General features: G+C 51.2%; 16 protein-coding genes. 6 read left to right on the plus strand and 10 right to left on the minus strand.

From position 1 onward, the window contains the following. Positions 1 to 39: 39 nt before the first annotated feature. Together P9J64_03415 and P9J64_03420 are read right to left on the minus strand one after the other, a co-directional pair. Positions 40 to 2,640: a PAS domain-containing protein gene (locus P9J64_03415; GenBank protein MDG5467363.1), complete on the minus strand. Its 2,601-nt coding sequence runs from the start codon at positions 2,638 to 2,640 to the stop codon at positions 40 to 42. Between the two features lie 321 nt (positions 2,641 to 2,961). Then, complete coding sequence (locus tag P9J64_03420; GenBank protein MDG5467364.1) at positions 2,962 to 3,147, minus strand: hypothetical protein; 186 nt, start codon at positions 3,145 to 3,147, stop codon at positions 2,962 to 2,964. Between P9J64_03420 and glgC the strand changes: the two genes are divergently transcribed. Next, positions 3,147 to 4,415, plus strand: a complete 1,269-nt coding sequence (gene glgC / locus P9J64_03425; protein ID MDG5467365.1) for a glucose-1-phosphate adenylyltransferase — start codon at positions 3,147 to 3,149, stop codon at positions 4,413 to 4,415. The genes P9J64_03420 and glgC overlap by 1 nt on opposite strands. 153 nt (positions 4,416 to 4,568) lie before the next feature. On the opposite strand, the gene P9J64_03430 is transcribed toward glgC, so the two are convergent. After that, the gene (locus P9J64_03430) at positions 4,569 to 5,324 is read right to left on the minus strand and encodes a SagB/ThcOx family dehydrogenase (protein MDG5467366.1); all 756 of its coding nucleotides are present in this window, start codon (positions 5,322 to 5,324) and stop codon (positions 4,569 to 4,571) included. A 163-nt stretch (positions 5,325 to 5,487) separates the two neighbouring features. Here P9J64_03430 and P9J64_03435 point away from each other — a divergent pair, with 163 nt between their 5' ends. The 3 genes from P9J64_03435 to P9J64_03445 all read left to right on the plus strand — a co-directional run bounded on the left by P9J64_03435 (position 5,488) and on the right by P9J64_03445 (position 8,051). Next, complete coding sequence (locus P9J64_03435) at positions 5,488 to 7,107, plus strand: YdiU family protein (protein MDG5467367.1); 1,620 nt, start codon at positions 5,488 to 5,490, stop codon at positions 7,105 to 7,107. A 147-nt stretch (positions 7,108 to 7,254) separates the two neighbouring features. Beyond that, positions 7,255 to 7,647, plus strand: a complete 393-nt coding sequence (locus P9J64_03440) for a hypothetical protein (GenBank protein MDG5467368.1) — start codon at positions 7,255 to 7,257, stop codon at positions 7,645 to 7,647. Between the two features lie 56 nt (positions 7,648 to 7,703). Then, positions 7,704 to 8,051, plus strand: coding sequence for a DUF6172 family protein (locus tag P9J64_03445; GenBank protein MDG5467369.1), 348 nt, complete (start codon positions 7,704 to 7,706; stop codon positions 8,049 to 8,051). 72 nt (positions 8,052 to 8,123) lie between these two features. On the opposite strand, the gene P9J64_03450 is transcribed toward P9J64_03445, so the two are convergent. The 5 genes from P9J64_03450 to P9J64_03470 all read right to left on the minus strand — a co-directional run bounded on the left by P9J64_03450 (position 8,124) and on the right by P9J64_03470 (position 13,945). Continuing rightward, positions 8,124 to 10,097, minus strand: a complete 1,974-nt coding sequence (locus P9J64_03450; protein ID MDG5467370.1) for a GNAT family N-acetyltransferase — start codon at positions 10,095 to 10,097, stop codon at positions 8,124 to 8,126. A 186-nt stretch (positions 10,098 to 10,283) separates the two neighbouring features. After that, positions 10,284 to 11,138 (minus strand): SAM-dependent methyltransferase, encoded by an 855-nt coding sequence (locus P9J64_03455; protein ID MDG5467371.1) that lies wholly within the window; start codon positions 11,136 to 11,138, stop codon positions 10,284 to 10,286. Between the two features lie 42 nt (positions 11,139 to 11,180). After that, the gene (locus tag P9J64_03460) at positions 11,181 to 11,423 is read right to left on the minus strand and encodes a carboxymuconolactone decarboxylase family protein (GenBank protein MDG5467372.1); all 243 of its coding nucleotides are present in this window, start codon (positions 11,421 to 11,423) and stop codon (positions 11,181 to 11,183) included. Between the two features lie 44 nt (positions 11,424 to 11,467). Then, on the minus strand, positions 11,468 to 11,974 hold the full coding sequence (locus P9J64_03465) for a hypothetical protein (protein MDG5467373.1): 507 nt from the start codon (positions 11,972 to 11,974) through the stop codon (positions 11,468 to 11,470). A 582-nt stretch (positions 11,975 to 12,556) separates the two neighbouring features. Then, positions 12,557 to 13,945 (minus strand): PKD domain-containing protein, encoded by a 1,389-nt coding sequence (locus P9J64_03470; protein MDG5467374.1) that lies wholly within the window; start codon positions 13,943 to 13,945, stop codon positions 12,557 to 12,559. A gap of 566 nt (positions 13,946 to 14,511) precedes the next feature. Here P9J64_03470 and P9J64_03475 point away from each other — a divergent pair. Further along, the gene (locus P9J64_03475; protein ID MDG5467375.1) at positions 14,512 to 15,702 is read left to right on the plus strand and encodes a hypothetical protein; all 1,191 of its coding nucleotides are present in this window, start codon (positions 14,512 to 14,514) and stop codon (positions 15,700 to 15,702) included. 162 nt (positions 15,703 to 15,864) lie between these two features. Here the strand turns inward: P9J64_03475 and P9J64_03480 are convergent, their stop codons facing one another. After that, positions 15,865 to 16,527, minus strand: coding sequence for a recombinase family protein (locus P9J64_03480; GenBank protein MDG5467376.1), 663 nt, complete (start codon positions 16,525 to 16,527; stop codon positions 15,865 to 15,867). A gap of 208 nt (positions 16,528 to 16,735) precedes the next feature. On the opposite strand from P9J64_03480, the gene P9J64_03485 reads away from it, so the two are divergent. Next, positions 16,736 to 17,167 carry a peroxiredoxin gene (locus tag P9J64_03485; protein MDG5467377.1) on the plus strand — a complete coding sequence of 144 codons (432 nt, stop codon included), beginning with the start codon at positions 16,736 to 16,738 and terminating at the stop codon, positions 17,165 to 17,167. Positions 17,168 to 17,210: 43 nt separating this feature from the next. On the opposite strand, the gene P9J64_03490 is transcribed toward P9J64_03485, so the two are convergent. Then, positions 17,211 to 19,283 (minus strand): TRAP transporter fused permease subunit, encoded by a 2,073-nt coding sequence (locus tag P9J64_03490; GenBank protein MDG5467378.1) that lies wholly within the window; start codon positions 19,281 to 19,283, stop codon positions 17,211 to 17,213. Between the last annotated feature and the right edge of the window lie 3 nt (positions 19,284 to 19,286).

The raw sequence follows: 19,286 nt of genomic DNA on the forward strand, positions 1-19,286 counted from the left end.
TCTCTAACAAGAGTGTCTTCGGCTCGCGATTTTATTTTATCAGTCGTCGTCAAGCACCTTACGCACTGTCAGTGCCAAAGCCTGCTTGGTCAAAGGTTTCATGACAAACTGCTTGATTCCAACCGCCTTGGCTGTCTCGTCGGAGGTGGTCGCACTGAACCCGGTACAAAGGATAATTGGAATATCCGGCCTGACCTTAAGGATCTGCTCAGACAATTGCATTCCGGTGATGATTGGCATGGTCTGATCCGTGAAGATCAGATCAAAGGCTTGTGGATCGGAGCGAAACAACCCCAATGCATCCACACCGCTTGTCGCGATTGTGACTTCATAACCAAGCGATGCCAGGATTTTCTGGCCCAGGCTAACCAGAGCCTCTTCATCATCGACAAAAAGTATGCGCTCCTTGCCCTTGGGTAGCGTCTCCGGTTCAGGAACCTCTCGAACCACTTCATTAAAAAGTCGAGGCAGGTAAACCGTGAACATAGTCCCCTGCCCCGGTGTTGCCTCCACGGTTATTGCCCCACCATGGCCCATGATGATGCCATGCACCACGGAGAGCCCCAGCCCACTGCCTTCACCAAACTTCTTAGTCGTGAAATAGGGCTCGAAAATATGTTCAAGTGTAGCCTGTCCCATACCGTGGCCTGTGTCAGAAATGGCAAGACGAACATAGGCCCCTTCATTAAGCTCTGGCGAGGAGGACGCGAGTTCAGCGTCCACATGAAGATTGTCCAGGGTCACCTTGAGAGTTCCGCCATTTTCCTGCATAGCGTGGCAGGCATTGGTCCCCAGGTTCATAATGACCTGGTGAATCTGGGTTGGGTCAGCGAGTACCGGGTCGGCATCTTCGTTGATCTCCAGGCAAATCTTGATTGTCTTCGGGATGGTTGCACGCAGCAGTTCAAGAGCCTCCTTGATGATCGGGTTGATCAAGGTCGGCGTACGATCTTGCTCCGTCTGTTGACCAAACATCAGAATCTTCTGTACCAACTCTTTGGCGCGGTGGGCGGCCTTCAAAACTTCTCTCAAGGGAGACTGGTTCTGTGAGCCACCCGGCAGATCAGACATGGCGAATTCTGTATAACCGATTACAGCCGTCAGGATGTTGTTAAAGTCATGGGCGATGCCGCCTGCGAGCGTTCCAACAGCCTCAATTCTCTGGCTCTGTCGGAGCTGTTTTTCCAGTGATCTCTGCTCTGTAATATCGGCATAAATGCCGAGTATGCCAACCACCTCTCCGGCTTCGTTGCGCAGAGGAACCTTGCTGGTCAACAAGATGGCGTTTCTGCCATCAGCCTGAAGTTGCGGTTCTTCGATATCGAGTAACGGTTCACCACTCTCCATAACGTCCTGATCGCATTGACGGTAAAATTCGGCCTCTTTTTTTTCCCAGGCCAGATCAAAGTCAGTTTTGCCAACAATGTTTTCCGGCGTGCCGATCCCTGCCACTTTAGCAAAATTCAGATTGCAGCCCTGGAATACGCAATTACGGTCCTTCCAGAAAACATAATGAGGGATATTATTAAGGATGTTCGCCAACAGGACATTCTTGTCTGAGAGTCTTCGTTGAGCTGTTTTGCGTTCGCTGATGTCCCGGATTGATTCAATGGCACCAACGTAATTGCCCTCTTGATCAAGCAGGGGTGAAGCGGTGGCCCATAAATTGGCGTTTTTGCCGCTAGAGGAGAGGGTTAGAGTCGTTTCAGCAAAAAGGGTGACGCCATTTTTTTCCAAATAATCATAGTGCCCGCTGGTTTTAGAAATGTCACTATAAACAGCATCGATCAACATGGGGCACCGCTTACCGTAGAACGCCATGGAGTATTCGTAGCTGCCTTTGCCGAGGACGGCATCTTTATGCACAGAGGTCATTTCCTCCATGGCACGGTTCCATGCCACGACCTTGCCGTCCCGGTCGATAACGAAGGTCGCATCAGGCAAGAATTCAACAATGTCCAGTAATTGCCTGTGGGCAATTCGAAGTTCTTTTTCGGCCTTGCGCTGCTGAGCCGATGCCCGTTTCGATTGAAAACCGAAGAACACCGAAGCCAGCAACACTCCAGTACCGACCAGGAACAGGAAAACCGATGACTTATGGATGAGATTATCCAGGGCCGCCTTGCGTTCGGTGATGTTGTAATCGATCTCAACCGCACCGACAAATTGCCCGGCGCGCCTGATCGGTACGCAGGTCTGTACCACAGAGGCCTTCGCAGGGTTCCCTTCCGGGGAGAGATAGGAGAGATAACTCACTTTGGTGTAAGTCCCTCCCTTGGCGACCTTTTCGACGAAAAAGGCCTGACGATTGATCCGGTTGATCTCCTCGCTGGCCGTTGAAAAGGTAATATGCCCATCCGCGGAGAAGATTCTGAGGTTCACCAGACCAAAGGTACGCTTTACCTCGTGCATCTCTCTGACCAGGTCACCGAAAGCAGGCTCTTCCAGCGGCATTCCCTCAATCTCCGGAAAAACAAAAGACGAGATATACAGGGCGATCCGGGTGGTATCCTGCTCCGTTGCCGCGATCAGCATCCGGTAGACTGCCGGTTGTAGGTTGAAAATATTATAAGCCGGCAGCATGACCCCGGCCGAGGCGGCAATGAGCAGTGCAATGGCCAATAATTTTGTTTTTTGCATGATCATTCTTCTATTCTCATGTACTCGGTATTAGAATGATTTCTCAAACACTGACGGTTTGAGATATGAGTTTTGCGCATAGACTATCGTACAGGCCCCGGGAAGGTAAAGTTGCTTGTTCACTCACACCGGGAACAGATTGTCCAGCCAATCAAGCTCTCTTTTTCACGAACCTGAGATTCTCACGTTCAACAGGTTATCCAAGGCATTGCCAAATATGGCGAAATAATTAACGCACAGTGTATACAAGATATGCCTTATGGCAACCAGCGAGGCCTGGGGACATCCAAGACTAAGTAACAAAAAGGTAAAACTGAAATTTTACTTCAACTCACAGATCTGATTCACCGGGATCGGGATGGCTCCCCAGCGTGTCCCCGAGGCCAATACAACCTGATGGTCGCGGTGACCTTGAGCATCAGGACTCTTGCGATATACTTCATAGACAAAATCACTTTTGCTTCTCCAACCTTGATCATTTGCACTTTTCCCCCAAGGAGATTCCATTGCCTGACAATCCAAACACCAGGGTCGTCTATCGTTTTTTAGGCCATCTCACTCGTGACACATTAGCACTGGTATTAGCAGGCGGACGGGGCACCAGGCTGCACGAGTTGACCGATTTAAGGGCCAAACCTGCCGTTCACTTCGGCGGCAAGTACCGCATTATCGACTTTCCGCTCTCCAACTGTGTTAACTCGGGAATTCGTAAGATCGGCGTGCTGACTCAATACAAATCGCACTCGCTGATCCGGCACCTGGTGCGTGGCTGGAGTCATTTCAAGATGGAGCTTGGCGAATACATCGAAATATTGCCGGCCTCCCAGCAATCCTCTGATAACTGGTACCAGGGCACCGCGGATGCGGTCTATCAGAACATCGGGTTCATCCGTGAGACAAGGCCCAAGTATGTCATGATTCTATCCGGTGATCACATCTACAAGATGGACTATCGGCCCATGCTGCTGGCTCACGTGGAAAAGGGCTCAGACCTCACAGTCTCTTGCCTCGAAGTACCGATCGAAGAAGCGGCCGGCGAGTTCGGCGTGATGACCGTCGATGACAGCAACCGGATCATACAGTTTGATGAAAAACCAAAGCAGCCGAACCCCCTCCCCGGAAAGCCTGACAAGACCCTGGCCTCCATGGGCAACTACATCTTCAACACCGATTTCCTCCTGGAGATTCTTGAAAGAGACGGCAAGAGTCCTGATTCCGAACATGATTTTGGCAAAAACATTATTCCGAACATTCTCGAGGACCATAATGTCTACGCCTACCCGTTTCTTGATCCAGAAACCGACGCGTTGGCCTACTGGCGAGATGTGGGTTCGTTGGACGCCTTCTGGGAAGCTAACATGGAATTGATTTCGCCAGACCCGGAGCTCAATCTTTATGATCAGAACTGGCCGATCTGGACCTACCAGAGGCAACTGGCCCCGGCGAAATTTGTCTTTGATGATGACGGACGACGGGGCATGGCCGTTGATTCTGCGGTTTCGGGCGGCTGTATCATCTCCGGCTCCCACCTCAGAAGAACTCTGCTGTTTTCAGACGTCAGGATCCATTCTTACTCGAAAATCGAGGAAACCATCGTCTTGCCGGGGAGCACCATCAATCGGCATTGCAAAATCAAGCGCGCGGTCATCGATAGCGCCTGCATTGTTCCGGAGGGTTCCGTGATCGGCTATGATGCCGAGCTGGACAGAGCCAATGGTTTCCGTGTTTCAGCAAAAGGAGTGGTTCTGGTAACCCGTGAGATGTTGGGACAGTAAAACGGGGGCAGCTTTTATCTTTGAGCTGAGGCAAGAGTCACGAACTGGCCCCAGGCAAAAGAGCTTTGTTGCAGCCGTTCTTTGTACCCATAGCTTCCCCTTTGTCATACATGAGAATCGATATTTTGTTCCCAACTCAGAGTCCATCTCGGTTCAGACCTTCCCCACCGGCGCCAGGTAGAGCGTAAATTCGTGCTCTCCGTCAACCTGTAAAAGCGCATCCATCTTCTCCTGATGATAAGCTGCAATAGCACAGGTCCCGGCTTGGATCGCCTCGCAGGCCAGGTAGAGGTTCTGGCAGACGTGACCGGCATCTATGGCGATCACACGGTGCGCTGCGAGGTCATAGCGCCATTCCATGCGATACGGAAGCACGGTCCAGGCAAAGATCACCGGAGCTGTGGCGATGAATTCCTGGCCGAGGGTCGCCTCTGTGAGTAGGATTTTCTGATTCTCCAGAGCATGTTCAAAAACCAGTGCGTGCTCAACCGGCAGATAACGGTAGACACCGCGTTCAAGGGTTGCGACGTTGTTCACCACAAGGTAGCTTTCAAAAGCATGCCGGCAACCGGCCGAAGGCACGTTTCGCAAGGCGCTGCCGTGGGCCAAGACTTCACTGATGCCCTGAGAGGCCCAAAGCAGAAAAGAGAGTTCAGCCAGCGATAAAGGCAGTGGTTGATAGTGGCGATGACTGCGACGCCGCCCAATCGCATCGACCAGATCAGTACCGGCAAAGGCGTTGAATGATTGCGGGTCGGTCAGCAGGATCAATTCCTGCCCTTCTAAAGGCGGTTTCTGGATGGCTGGCGGCGCAATGCCACGGTTCTGATCCGTTTGCCGGAAATCGATCTGCAGACGCAAAGTATCCTTTAAAAAAGCCCGGTGGGCGGCGAACTTGTTTTGATCCATAGGATGTTAACCTCTGTTGGCATGAGTGTATTGATAGTCTACCAGAAGTCAGCAGGTGGAGTGTTTTTTGAGACATCAATCAAAAGCAACAGACCCTTTATGTGTCACCCTTTCCCTTGAGCGCATCTTGCCCCGGGCGTAAGAGCCGTGCGACAATCAAAAAATGATAGCAGATGCCCCCAAACAACAGGCCAAGCTCTCCCTGGCCGCGCTGAATTTCGACAACGCCTTCGTCCGTGAGCTACCCGCCGACCCGGACCGCAGCAATCGCGTGCGCCAGGTCTACGGTGCCTGTTACTCGCGCGTTCAGCCGACGCCGGTGGCTGCACCGCAGCTGGTCGCCTACGCCGCAGAGGTTGCCGAATTGCTAGATTTGCAGCCAGCGAGCTGTACAGGAGAAGAATTCGCCCAGACCTTTGTAGGCAACCGCCTGCAACCTGGCATGGATCCCTACGCCTGCTGCTACGGTGGTCATCAGTTCGGCAACTGGGCCGGTCAGTTGGGTGATGGTCGGGCCATCAACCTGGGGGAGATCATCAACCAGCGCGGTCAACGCTGGGCGCTGCAACTCAAAGGTGCGGGGCTCACGCCCTACTCACGGCGCGGTGACGGCCTGGCGGTGCTGCGCTCCTCGGTGCGCGAATTCCTCTGCAGCGAAGCGATGTACCATCTCGGCGTGCCAACCACCCGTGCCTTGAGTGTGCTGCTCACCGGCGAGCAGGTCACCCGTGACATGTTCTACGACGGCCATCCCAAACAGGAACCGGGCGCCGTGGTCTGCCGGGTCGCGCCCTCCTTCACCCGTTTCGGCAGCTTTCAGATTTTCAGCTCACGCAACGAAATTGAGCCATTGCGCCAGCTGCTCGACTATACCATCCGCACCGACTTCCCCCACCTGGGCGAGCCCTCGGTGGCCGTTTACCTGCAGTGGTTCGAAGAGCTCTGCCGTAGTACCGCGGCGATGATCGTGCACTGGATGCGCGTCGGCTTTGTTCACGGCGTGATGAACACCGACAACATGTCGATCCTCGGCCTGACCATCGACTATGGCCCCTACGGCTGGATCGATGATTACAATCCAGACTGGACACCCAACACGACAGACGCCGCCGGTGGTCGCTACCGTTTCGGCAACCAGCCCCACATTGCCCTCTGGAACCTCGCCCAGCTGGCCAACGCCATCTATCCGCTGATCGAGCAGGCAGAGCCGCTGGAGGCGGCGCTGCAGATTTATGGAGAAAGTTACAAGCAGGCCTGGCAGGCGATGATGGCACAAAAACTTGGCCTGAAGAGTTTCGAGACGAAGACCGATCTGCCTTTGATCACCGAGATGGAAAGAGTGCTGCAGCTGGTGGAAACCGACATGACGATTTTCTTCCGCAAGTTGGCTGACCTGGCCCCGACAGAAGACCAGGATGAAGCCAGTTTACTCGCCCCGCTGCGCGAGGCTTATTACCAGCCGGAGGCCTTAACCGGGCAGAACCAACAGCAAATCGCTGCCTGGCTGCGCAGCTACCTGCAGCGGGTCGCAAAAGACGGATCCGACAGCGATAAGCGCCGGCAGCGCATGCAGGCGGTCAACCCCAAGTACGTAATGCGCAACTACCTGGCGCAAATGGCGATCGACAAGGCCGAGACGGGAGATCACAGCCTGGTCAATGAGCTGCTGCAGGTGATGCGGCAGCCCTATGCGGAGCAACCGGAATACGAGGAGTTTGCCGGCAAGCGGCCAGAATGGGCGCGCCACCGGGCGGGTTGTTCGATGCTTTCCTGCAGTTCTTAGTCAAGCGTGCCAAAATGCTCACAACAGCCGCTTGACTCAAAAGGGACACAACAGCGCGTGTCCCCGGCCCCTAGCTAGATATCCAGCTCAGGTTGCCTGTCCAATGGATGAGGGTTATGATGAAGCATGAAAGGTATCGAGACCATTATGCGATTTTTAATCCTCTCTCTTATGGCGATTTGGATTCTCAACCTGGTCTCCCCTCCGGCAGCTATTGCAGAGCCCTTCTCGTCTCCATTTGCCAAGCATGGCGTCTATGATCCACGCATCGCCGCCTATATGCCCCCTTTCAAGAAAAAGCTCCCTCCTCTCCACTGGCGACACGGTGCTTACCTATTCCCCTACAACTGTTCAGATAATTGCACCAAACATGAGAAAAAGAGTGCGAGGCTTCCCAAAAAAAACACTTATAAGGAACCTCTTGTTCTTAACCCGGAGATTTTCAACCCTACACCCAAAACACCACTCACCCTCGTGATCGAGGATGGCATCGTTGTGAATCGTTATCGCGGCTATGAAAAGCAGACAGACTTTGAGTAATCATTTTTAACTGAAGACCGCCTTTAGCAACCCTAACCCTATCTATTGGAACCATTATGAAAAAAACTTTTAAAATGACCCACCCAAAGATCAAAGTGCCAAGGCTTGTCGAAGCCATCAAATACGAAGTTAAAAAGTATATAAAGAGAGAACGCAGGAAGCCGCTTCCGGACAACGTAGATTTTTGGGATTTTGACTGCCGCTACGGGGCTGATGAAGCAAGCAGTGAGGTTATTCATCTGTCTGCCATTAACAAGTCTATTTCTCAGGCCGAAGCAGAACAGCTTGAGTCCTTTTACCTGGAAATTTTGGCCAAACCTGGCATTCGAAGAAAGAGACCCAAGACAGAGCAAGAAGCCAACGGGAAAGATTCTTTAGCTCAGGACAAAGAGATCGAAGAGTAAAAAACAGGGGAATGTCGAAATCGGGGACAGGTTACCAATGTTTCCCCGATCTCAGTGAAACAAGAAAAAGCCTCAATCAGTGGGTAAAAGCCCACTCATTGCACTGTCGGCGGGTCGGATCAGGCGAGCGAAAGCGGCTTCTTCGAGAGAGGCCATCTCACCGAGCGTGATCGTCTGCAAGGTGTCTAACTCGCTTTTACAGGTATTGTAGGTTGTGTTGTAGAAGGCCATACGCTTATCTTTTTCCAGCCCCATCAGAAGCAACTGCTGCGAAGCGCGCTGGATCAATTTCATCTTGTCATAAAGATCGTCAAGGTCTTTAACCGTCCAGACGCCCAGGTAAATCGGGCTGCTGACGTTCCTGACATCTCCAACAAGCTCACCACGTATCAGATCATCCTTTTTGCGCCCGAGATATGGAACGAAGTCCAGGTGTTCGGCGAGTGTGCGGTCTGTGGTGAAAAAATGGCCGTTGTCGGGATCAAGTGTAAAAATCATGGTGCGCTCTGAAGCCTGACCGTAGCTTTGGAAGAGGACATCCTTGTAATCATCAAATGGCACATTCCTCATGATGCAGGTTTCAAACTTGTTAATGCGCCTGGTAATCCCCAGCAGCCATGACCTGATTGAGCTGTTGTCGATACGGCACTTGCCCAACTCTTCCTTCAGGAAATCGAAGGAGTGGTCACCATAACGGTACAGCAAAATGCTTTGAAAAATGTCGCGGATATTGTTGTACCGGCTGAAATGGTAAATAAGGTCAAAGCTGAGCAGCTCCATTTGCCGAAGCTGCCAGATGAAGATCGTAATATCGTTCCTGCTGGTGTCTTTGGTGAGTTTGGCTTTCTGCGTAGACTTGATCAGCCTCACGTAGCGGGTGCTCAGGTCTGCCAGCAGTACCGTATCCTTGGTGGTGCTCTTCTTCAGAGCAATGGTCCAGCGCGTGAACTGACCCTCCTCGCTGGTCACCTCGATGTGGTCAGCCCCGAAGGTGTCGTAGGTTTGCAGTGTCCCGACCCCCTTACCGGCCTCGGTGCCCTTGGTTGACTTGCCGACGAACAAGGGCACCTGGTCAGATCCCTTTTGCAGCCTCTGCGCGGCGATTCCTGTGCCATTGTCGGTAATGGCCAGGGTCACGGTATCGCCACTTTGCTCGAGCAGAAATTCTATCTGCCCTCTCCTCCCCGCCGAAGTAATGGCATCCAGGGCGTTGGAGACAATATTGATCAGGGCCCTGCTGTAACTGATGTAGCTGCCACTCACCGGTTCAATCTTTGACTTGAGGACCAGCGTCACCTCACAGGAGCTGTCGACCGCTTCGATGAAGGGAATGACGCGTTCCGTGATCAGGTCCTTGAGAGAGACCTTGTGCGATAGATGGATTTTGTCTTCGTACATGTTCAGAGTGTTGAGCAGTGCGGTGGTTTCCCTGTTGATGTCCTCGGCAACCTTGTTAAAGTTGCCGACCGACAACATGGCTGTCATGTCGAAAAGCACCTTTAACGACTTTTTCACGTCGTGCCGCACCTTCGACAGTTCCTCAACAGCGGTTACATCCTGACGTTTTGCTGTCACAGCTGCGCTTCTGAGCGTCTCGGCTGTCACTGACATCAGGTGGAACTTCATCTTTCGGAAGACCACCAGGTCGGCGATGCTGAACCCCCGGGTTATGAAAAAATCGATGGAGCTTAAGAGCTTCTCCCAGACATAGAGATAGATATGGGAGTCGGGGTCCACCGTGTGGGCAAGGTAGCGAAGAAAGGCGGAGCCGATACCTTTACCCCGGCCGAAGGGGTTGGTGACCAGTTTGTAAATATGGAATGTTTTCCGGTCCGGTGTTGCATAGACCAGCAGATAGCCAAGCAGTTCGCCCTTTTCGTCCCACACGTAACTGTGTTCGTAATCGATATCGATTGTTTTATCGAGGACATAGGGAGAAGGGATCAACAGGGAATCGATATTGAGGAGGGGGGATTGTCGAATCGCTTTTTCGTATTCGGGGGTCAGGCTTTTTATGTAAGGAGATTGAATCGCTTTCCATTCCATAATTTAGATTGCACCTTGGTTAGCGCTGCAAAAAGTTTCATTCAGTCGTTATTATTCTAAGGGGAGACGCCGAGGGGTTGTCAATTAAAATCCCCGAACGACTCAAGATAATGAGAACAGCACTAAACTATCTCATTTCAGAATAGAGGCCCCAAAAGCACTTTGAACAATCTTCAAAGATTAAATTCATTTTGCAGCCACGGCATAAAGTTCTACTCCATACCTGCCGGGTGCTTTAGCCAGTTCCGGCGCGTTCTGCCAGCCGACATCGTGCAGATAAGCGTCCAGTTCATCGGGACGAACACTCCAGACCCATGGCTCGCCGACCGCTTTTTGCAACCACAGCATCAAACCTGTCCAGCGACCGGCATCAGGTCGTCCATCTGATCCCGTTGGGATATAGCTGAAAGCGATTCGGCTACCGTGACCGACCATTTGGGCACACTGGCAAAAGAGTTTGAAAACGGCTTCGGGCAACAGGTACATGACAAGACCTTCGGCAAGGATCACGGTCCGGGCATTTGCATCCCACAGCCTGTGTTCAGACAGCACATCAACGAGCTGCTTATCTCCCAAGTCCTCGGCAAGCAAATACAGATTGTCCGGGCAGCCCATCGTAGCAATACCTTTCGCTTTCAGACGGGCTGTCGCCGGATGGTCAATCTCAAAAAAGTTTACATCTGGGAACTCGGGAGCCAATCTCCAACCGAGCGTATCGTACCCTGCCCCGAGAACAAGGACCTGTGTGGCACCGCTCTCCAACCCCTCTCTAACCTGGCGTTCAAAGAAAGTTTTTCTGTAGGCAAAAGCCTCAAATTGGCCTGGCAACATCCAATCGAACGCCTCGTACAGAGACACCGCTCGTCTGGAACCGGCCCAGCGTATGGTTCTGGGCCCCACCGCACCGGAAGCAAGCAGCACCTCTCGCGAAGCCTGGACAATGCCGGGCGGAAGCAAGTCTTCCATTCCGGGCTTGGCCCCCAAGGTCACAACAGCCAGTGCGACCTTTAAAGCCGTTCTGCTTGGCCGGTCTTTCCTCATCTATCACTCTCACTAAACAAGAACAGAAGCATTGCAACGGTTTTAGTTACAATCGCAACTTGAATTTTGTTCTCCAGAAGCGGTCGATAGAAGGATCCCTATTTCCTCATCCCATTTATGCGCTGCACCCTTTCTCACCATCTTGCCAACCTGAACAGCGTCTTTGATCTCGGCGTCGGTCACGCCAACTTCGCGAGCCTTGGCAAAATGATATTGGATACAGGGGATACAGTTCGCGGTAACAGAGGCCCCGATGGCAATCATTTCCTTTAGTTTCTCGTCCATGGGAAAGCATCCTTTCATTGAAACTTCTTTTGTTTAACTCAAAGTCACCCTTCTGTTTTCTTCGTTGAGATTGGAACGACCCGACAGTCTTCAAAGGAAATGTTGCAGGGCAAGCTGAACTTCATTTTTGCATTCATAAATCCGACGACTTCCATGCCCTGGATGACTTTAAAGTCTTTTGCTTCAACTAACTCACGCACTGTTTCAGTCGCAGAGTCGCAGCCCAGAACGATCGCAGAGTCATACTTTTCAATCTCTCGCTTCAGCTTCTTTCGGCGGCCTGAAGTCCACATGCAAAGAAACCATTGATGAATAAAATGGCTCTTAAAGACTTTCGTCTCTACGCCCTTTGCAGATAAAACGGATTGGATGTTTTGGATGTGATCCTCAAAAGGTGGTGACTTCAGAAAATGACTCAAGAGTTGAAGGAAGGGCTTTTTTTCTCTTGCGGCGACAGTTACGGCAGGACACATATAGCAGGGAATGATTAAAGTAGAACGCAGTCCTTCAGCTTCTGCAGCCACATCCAAATCATTAAGGTGGATTGGCATTTGTCGCTCCTTTCTTCGAAGAAGTCAGCATAGGTTTTGTTAACATGCTAACAAACAGGAGAGACATGGCAATGCCAGAAGGCAAATCCCAGTTTTCTTCTTAAGCCTGGCATAGAAAAGCCCAACGACCTTGCGAACGTTGGGCGGTTTCTGAACCCCAACTTCTTTCTAAAACCTGGGTTTGATTGGTAAGGCTAATTTTCTGTTATATGTTAGCCCTGCCCTGGCTAATCAATACCTATTCGTTGCCTAACCTCTCCTCTCGATTTTTTTCTTGAGCAACAACTTTCAACTAGCTTTCGAAGCTTTTTACATCTTAAATATCCTAAGGAGCTCCAGAAATGAGTTGCAGTAATACAAATAAGAAAACCCCTACTTGGTAAAACCGGTAGGGGCTAATTTGTACTGTAAATGGTGAATTTTGAGAAAGAGCATAGTAATGGTCTAGCTGATCTATAAAAAAATATTCTTCTGCCCAAAAGAGGCTCTTCATAGTTTTTAAAAAATGAAGCTCAAACTTCAGATGTCAGTCAGGAATATCTTTGCTTCATAAAACCTCGAAACTCCCTTCCACATGCCTCTTCATTCGAACTGCACAAGGATAATATCCTCAGAGCCATAGGGTATACCGTAGAATTTATTATCAACAATATCTCCCATGACCCATTTTCCTTTTGAGGTGTTCCCCACGCCATCAATCGCAACGCGAGAAGCGGATCCTGCCTCCGGGTCTATAATCAACATATCGGATGCGGTGTACGGAACGGCATGGATTTTGTCATCTGGGCCCAGAATTGCCTCTGACCATCCTGCTCCAAGTAAATTCGCGCCCATGGTGCTGAGAGAAGCCGTATTGGACTCCGGCTCAATAATAAGTATCGCAGGGGAATCGGTATATGGGATTGCGTAAATCTTCCCATTTGGTGCGAAGATTCCATCAGCATATTTATGGCTGCTTGTAAGATCAGCCCCCATATTGCTTCGTGAAGCAGTCCCTGACGCAGGGTTAATGATAAGGATGTCTAGGGAATTGCGAGGAACGCCATAAATCTTACCATTTGAAGCAAGTATTCCTCCGGACCACTTATTGGATCCGGCAAGATTCGCTCCCATATTGCTTCGTGAAGCAGTCCCTGACGCAGGATCGATGATAAGGATATTTGTTGAGTCCCGAGGGATGCAGTAAATTTTGTTATCCGTACCCAGAACCGCTCCTGCCCACTTGGCGGTATCGGTGAGATTCAGACCGAAATTAGTGCGAATGGCAGTTTCAGTTACCGGGTCAATGATCAAAACGTCTGGCGCATTGTAAGGAACGCAATAGATCTTGCCATCTGACCCCAAACAGCCGCTGGCCCATTTGCTAGGACCGGAAATATTTGCCCCAAGAGTGCTGCGAATTGCGGTATTGGTAGCCGGGTCAATGATTAGGATATCATCAGCACCATATGGAATACCGTAGATCTTGTCGTCTTGACCCTTTACGCCGCCCCACCACTTGGAGTTGGTTCCAGAGATGTCGGCACCAAACTTTCCAATCGAGATGGAGTAGTTAAACGTTAATGCCGTGACAATCACGGTGTCAGCGGCACTTGCAACCCACCCATCGTCAACATTCAAGCTGACCACATAAACTCCTACAAGATCGGCTGTGAATGTTGGATTGACTACTGAAGTGTTGTTTAAAACTGCTTTACTTCCAATGGGGGCAGACTGAATTGTCCAAGAATATGTTAAAGCATCCCCGTTTTCATCAGAACTGCCACTACCATCTAGTCGCACTATAGTTCCAAACGCGATGCTCTGATCTTTACCAGCGTTGGCTATAGGTGCTGAGTTTGTTACTGTATTCGTTGTGTCACTATTAGAGGTGCTGTCGCTATCCCCTCCACTGCCACCGCAGGAAGCAAGGACTCCCAATATTAATAGCAATCCTAGTGGTATGACCCAAATAATGTTTATTCGCTCCATGACACACACTTTTATGCTAAGCACATGATTAAAGGTTTTTTTTACAAGACACGATAATGGCTTCTTTTGTTAGATTTATATCAAGGATATGACGGGTTACAACATATCAAATTGGAATCTTATGGTTTTTGCCTCTTCAAAAGGACGTTATCTTTCTTCCAGTTGGAAGTTTATGGAAGATCTTAGAAGTCCTGCAATGTAAGAAAAGGCCACCAAGGAACAGATCCTGGTGGCCATAATTATGTGTGTTAAAGAGCTTACTGAATACTTTTATCAATAAGAAGCTGATCTTCGTCTCGGGAGTCGTGATCCCCGCGACTCTGATTGCTATCTCAGAAGTCACACAAAACTGGTTTCTATTCAATTTTGTACTTCGTCTTCTTGGTTAAGAGGCACGTTGACAAAGCCATACAGTGCCATAAGATTATACTAATTTTGCGATCCTAGGAGTGGACAGATTTGTCTCATTCTTATTATTGAATTAATTTGGCCCCTCAACAAAAACGTAATATTTAAGTACGGCTTCCTTGAACGCTCTTTTTTGCGGCATCGAAAAGAAGGGGAAAATGAAACCTGCGATCATACTCTCAGCTAACACTGCGTCTCTTGGAGTTGTCCGGGCGCTTAGCAAAATGGGTGTCCCGGTGGTGGTGGTCCATTATGACCCACGGGATATGGCCCAGTATTCTCAATACGTGGCAGAAAGAGTTGTGGCTCCACATCCGAAGGAGGACGAGGAGAATTTCATCGCAACTCTCCTAGAGCTCAGCGAACGTTGGCAGGGTGCAGTCCTAATGCCAGTGTCTGATGAGACCCTGCTCATTGCGTCCCGCCACAAAGAACTACTAGGAAGACACTTTCTGGTCGCCTGCCCCGATTATGCAACCGTAGTTAAGGTGATCGACAAACGCAAGACTTACACAATTGCCAATCTAGCGGGCATTCCTGTGCCTCAGACGTTGCTGCCCGTTTCGGCTGCAGAAGCGAAAGAGTTCTCGCAAATGGTTGGCTTCCCTTGTCTGCTTAAACCAGCACAGAGCCATATGTTTTTAGAACATTTCAGAAAAAAAATGTTTGTCGCCGACAACCCTTCCGAGATTATCGACTACTATCTACAAGCTTCTGATGCCGGATTGGATATGATGATCCAAGAGATCATCCCTGGAAATGATCGGGAGGTTGTCAACTACAACTGTTACACCATCTCCGGCACGCCGCTGGTCGAATTTATGGCAAGCCACTTAAGGAATGCACCACCCTGTTACGGATCGCCTCGTGTAGCCTGCAGCAAATGGCAGCCGGAACTGCTCGAACCGGGCCGTCAACTCTTGGAATCTATATCTTTCTCAGGTTTTGCTTGTGTCGAATTCAAGAGGGATAGTCGGGATGGTATTTTCAAACTGATAGAGGTAAATGGTCGTCATAATCTGTCAACTCTTCTAGCGGTGCGATGCGGCATTAATTTCCCATGGCTGGAGTATCGGCATCTTGCGTATGGAACGATTCCGCAACAAAAGCCCTACGAGTCCAACATCTATTGGATCGATATGGCTAAGGACATTGCCTGCAATTTTCGCCACCTCCTCAACGAGCGATATTCCTTGGCGGAATATCTGCGACCTTACGGGGGCTCCAAAGTTTGGGCGATATTTGACTGGTCCGACCCTTTTCCTTTTATAAGGCGTATTATTTCTCAGGCAGGTTTATTCATATCCGATAGAGCCAATCGGGTCTATCATAAATTACGCACGTTCTAGGCAGACATCTAAATTCCTATAAGTCCTGCTACAATGATTGAAGTGAGTGCGATTGGCAGAAACGCCCATTAAACGTTGACGACAATCCCTCCCAAAGCTGAGCTAACGTCTTTAGTTAAGTTAACGTTCAACCGCAACTTTCATCTTGACGCTGCGATACCACTAGAAGAATGACAGCTGCTCTGTGTCGGGCTCGCGTGTTGGCTTGCGCTCTACCCTCTTCGGCTTATCGACAGGCTTTTTCTGGACCTTTTTACGCGTTTTCTTTGCTGTCGTATGGTTTTTGAGAATTCGGTAAACACTCGCGACGCCGATCCCAAGTTGGTCGGCGATCTTTTGCCGGGTCAGGCCTTGGGCATTCAGTGCTAACACCTCATCAGTCTTCACCATTGCAGTCGGCTTTCGGCCCTTATAGCGCCCGGCCTGTTTGGCCTTGGCAATCCCCATGGCTTGACGTTCCCGTACGACCTGTCGCTCGAAGTCTGTAATTGCAGCGAGTAACAGACGAAAGACCTCCCCTTGAGGTGTCGAAGTGTCGATACCCTTATCGATGACCTTGAATATCGCCCCGACAGAGTTAAGGGATTCAACCACCTCCAGGAGGTGCCTGGTGTTGTGCGCGATACGGTCGAGACTGGTCACCATCACGGTATCACCAACCCGGACATCGGCTATCAGGTTGTCTAACTGCGACCTGTTGTGTTTTGTACCGGCAGGCTTTTCCTGGACGATTTTGATCGCTCCGGCTGCTTTGAGCTGATCGAACTGCGACTGAACGTTTTGGCCGTCAATGTCTGGCCTTAAGTATCCAATAATATTTGGCATTAAACTTCTCACTATCAATAGGGTAGGCCTACATCAAAACTATCATAAGACAATTGACATTCTATTGATAGACTTATGATGAAAGTGGTTTATATCAATAACAAACATTCTTTTGATAGCAATAACAGGGGTAATGTCAGAGTTTATCTGAAAGCTTGGTTTTTGCAGAAGTTCGGCTATATTTTCTTAAAACAAGAAAGGAGGTTTCATGAAAAAAGCTAACCAGGAAATCGCTCTCAAGGTCGGCGATCAAGCACCCGACTTCAGCGTGCCATCCACAAAAGGCAAGATCGTGCTCAGTCAGCTGGTTGAGCAGGGCCCGGTGGTACTGGCCCTCTACCCTAAAGACTTCACCCCTGGCTGAACCATCGAAATGAAGGCTTTTCAAAGTGATATTTCTGACTTTGCAAAGCTTGACGCCCAGGTTCTGGGCGTAAGTGCAGACACTCTGGAAACCCACCACGAATTCGCCGCAGAACTCGATTTAAGTTTTCCACTGCTCGTCGATGACGGCTCGATCAGCGCACGATACGGCAGCGGGCGCGTCACCTACCTGATCGACCGAACCTCTATTATAAGAATGATCTGTGAGGGGATGCCCGACAACGCCGCCCTGGCCGGTGAGATCGGTAAGCTGTAATCGATTGCGGGACAAGAGTCGAGGCAAGTGTTGGAAAAGAGATTTAGACGGCTGCAGTCTCTCTGCGTGACTTGCGAAAGCTGCTCATGAACAAAACGATTAACACGATCAGGCCCACAAGATGAACCCACACTGGCGCCGGCCAGAGGAGAGCGACGGCGCAGCCGACTGACAGCAAGCGCACCGGCAGGTTGACGCGTGCTTCCATGAAGCCTTCCAGTGCAGCAGCAAAGGCATATAAGCCGAACAGGGCAAAGAAGAAGATCGTGAAGTCGTCGACCCAGGAACCGCCGATGAAGGGTGTGTAAGCAAACAGCAGCGGGATAATGTATAAACCCTTAGCGAGCTTCCAGGACTGTAAACCGGTGGCCATCGGCTTGGTACCGGCGATTGCGGCGCCAGTGAAAGCAGCGAGCGCGACCGGCGGCGTCACGTTGGAATCCTGGCTCAGCCAGAAGACGATCAGGTGTGCGGAGAGCAGCGCATAGGTCAGCGCATGTGGCGTGAGGACCGCTTCACGGACCATACCGGCCATATCAACCGGCACCGCATCGACGATCGCCCGGGCGGCTGCGGTGGTCATCGGGTTGCCAATTTCTGCCAGTTTGTCCGGTGCAACGAGCATAAAAATCGCCTTGGCCGCTTCCGGAATCTGGCCGTTGGCCAGCGCGTCGACCAGTAGACCGTCAGCGATCAGGGCTTGCAGGGCCGGCGCCGAGAGGGTTCCGAGGACGATATAGGCGGCGGTGACCGGAAGCCCCATGCCGAGTACAAGTGAAGCCAGGGCGATCAGGGCTATGGCGATGACCAGGCTATGCCCGGCCCACTCGTTGATCATCAATGAGAAAGTGTTGCCGACTCCTGCCGTGGCGATGACATTAACGATCAGGCCGACCGCACAGAGCAGGATGGCGGTCATGACCATGTTCTTCGCGCCCATGGCCATGGCTTCGATGATCGCCTTGGGTCCCATCTTGTTAGCCGAGAACCAGGAGGAGACGATAACAGCGAGGATACTGAGGCCAGCGGCATAAGTGGGGGTAAAACCGTAGATCAAGAGGCCGATCAGCACACCAATCGGCAGAAGGAAGACGATGCCGCCTTTCTTGAAAACCTCGATTGCCGAGACTTCTTCGGTATCCATTGCATGGACATGACTGCGTTTCGCCTCGATCCGGACGAAGAAACCGACCGCGGCAAAATAAAGAATTGCCGGCAGGATGCTGACAACGATGATGGTGTTGTAAGAAATCTGTGTGTAGGTGGCCATGACGAAGGCCCCGGCACCCATGATCGGCGGCATCAACTGGCCACCGGTCGAGGCCGCTGCTTCGACCCCGGCAGCGAACTTGGCCGGGAAGCCGGCACGCTTCATCAACGGGATAGTGATAACGCCGGTCGAAGCGGTATTGGCAACAGCCGAACCGGAGATGGTGCCCATCAGCCCGGAGGCCATGACCGCCACCAGCCCGGGTCCGCCAACCATACGCCCGGCGACGGCGCGGGCCAGGTCGATGACGAACTCACCGGCACCGGAACGGAGCAGAAAGGCACCGAAGAGGATAAACATGAACACATAGGTGGACGAGATGCCGGCAATGGTACCGAACAGGGCATCATCACCGTAGACACTGCGAAAAAGGATGGTTTCAGGGCTCAGGCCGGCAAATCTGAAGACCCCGTCAATCTTTGCCCCCCACCAGCCAACGTAACTCAAGGCGATCATGATCAGCACCGGGATAAACCAGCCGGCGACCCGCCGGGTGAATTCCAGGGCGCAGAGAATCAGTATGATACCGGCCACCCATTCGGCGGGGACCATGCGCACGCCTCGCGCGTAGATAGCGTCTTCCATAGCTATCAGGTAGAGAGCCGACCCGGCGGCGATAAGCCCCAACAGGATGTCCAGGGCTCGCCAGGCGATGGTTGGGTTCCTGCGCAACGGGTAGACCAGCGAGGCCATCAGCGCAAAGCCGGCAAAATGCAGCGAGTTTTGCCAGAGTGAGGACAGCACTGTCACGACGTTGAACCAGATGTGCATCAAAGAAATAGCGACACCGAGAATGATGAGGGAGCGGTTCAGATGGGTCGTAGGTTCGGTAGCAGGATCTGTCATCAC

This window comes from Deltaproteobacteria bacterium IMCC39524 (genome assembly GCA_029667085.1).
GTDB lineage: Bacteria > Desulfobacterota > Desulfuromonadia > Desulfuromonadales > BM103 > M0040.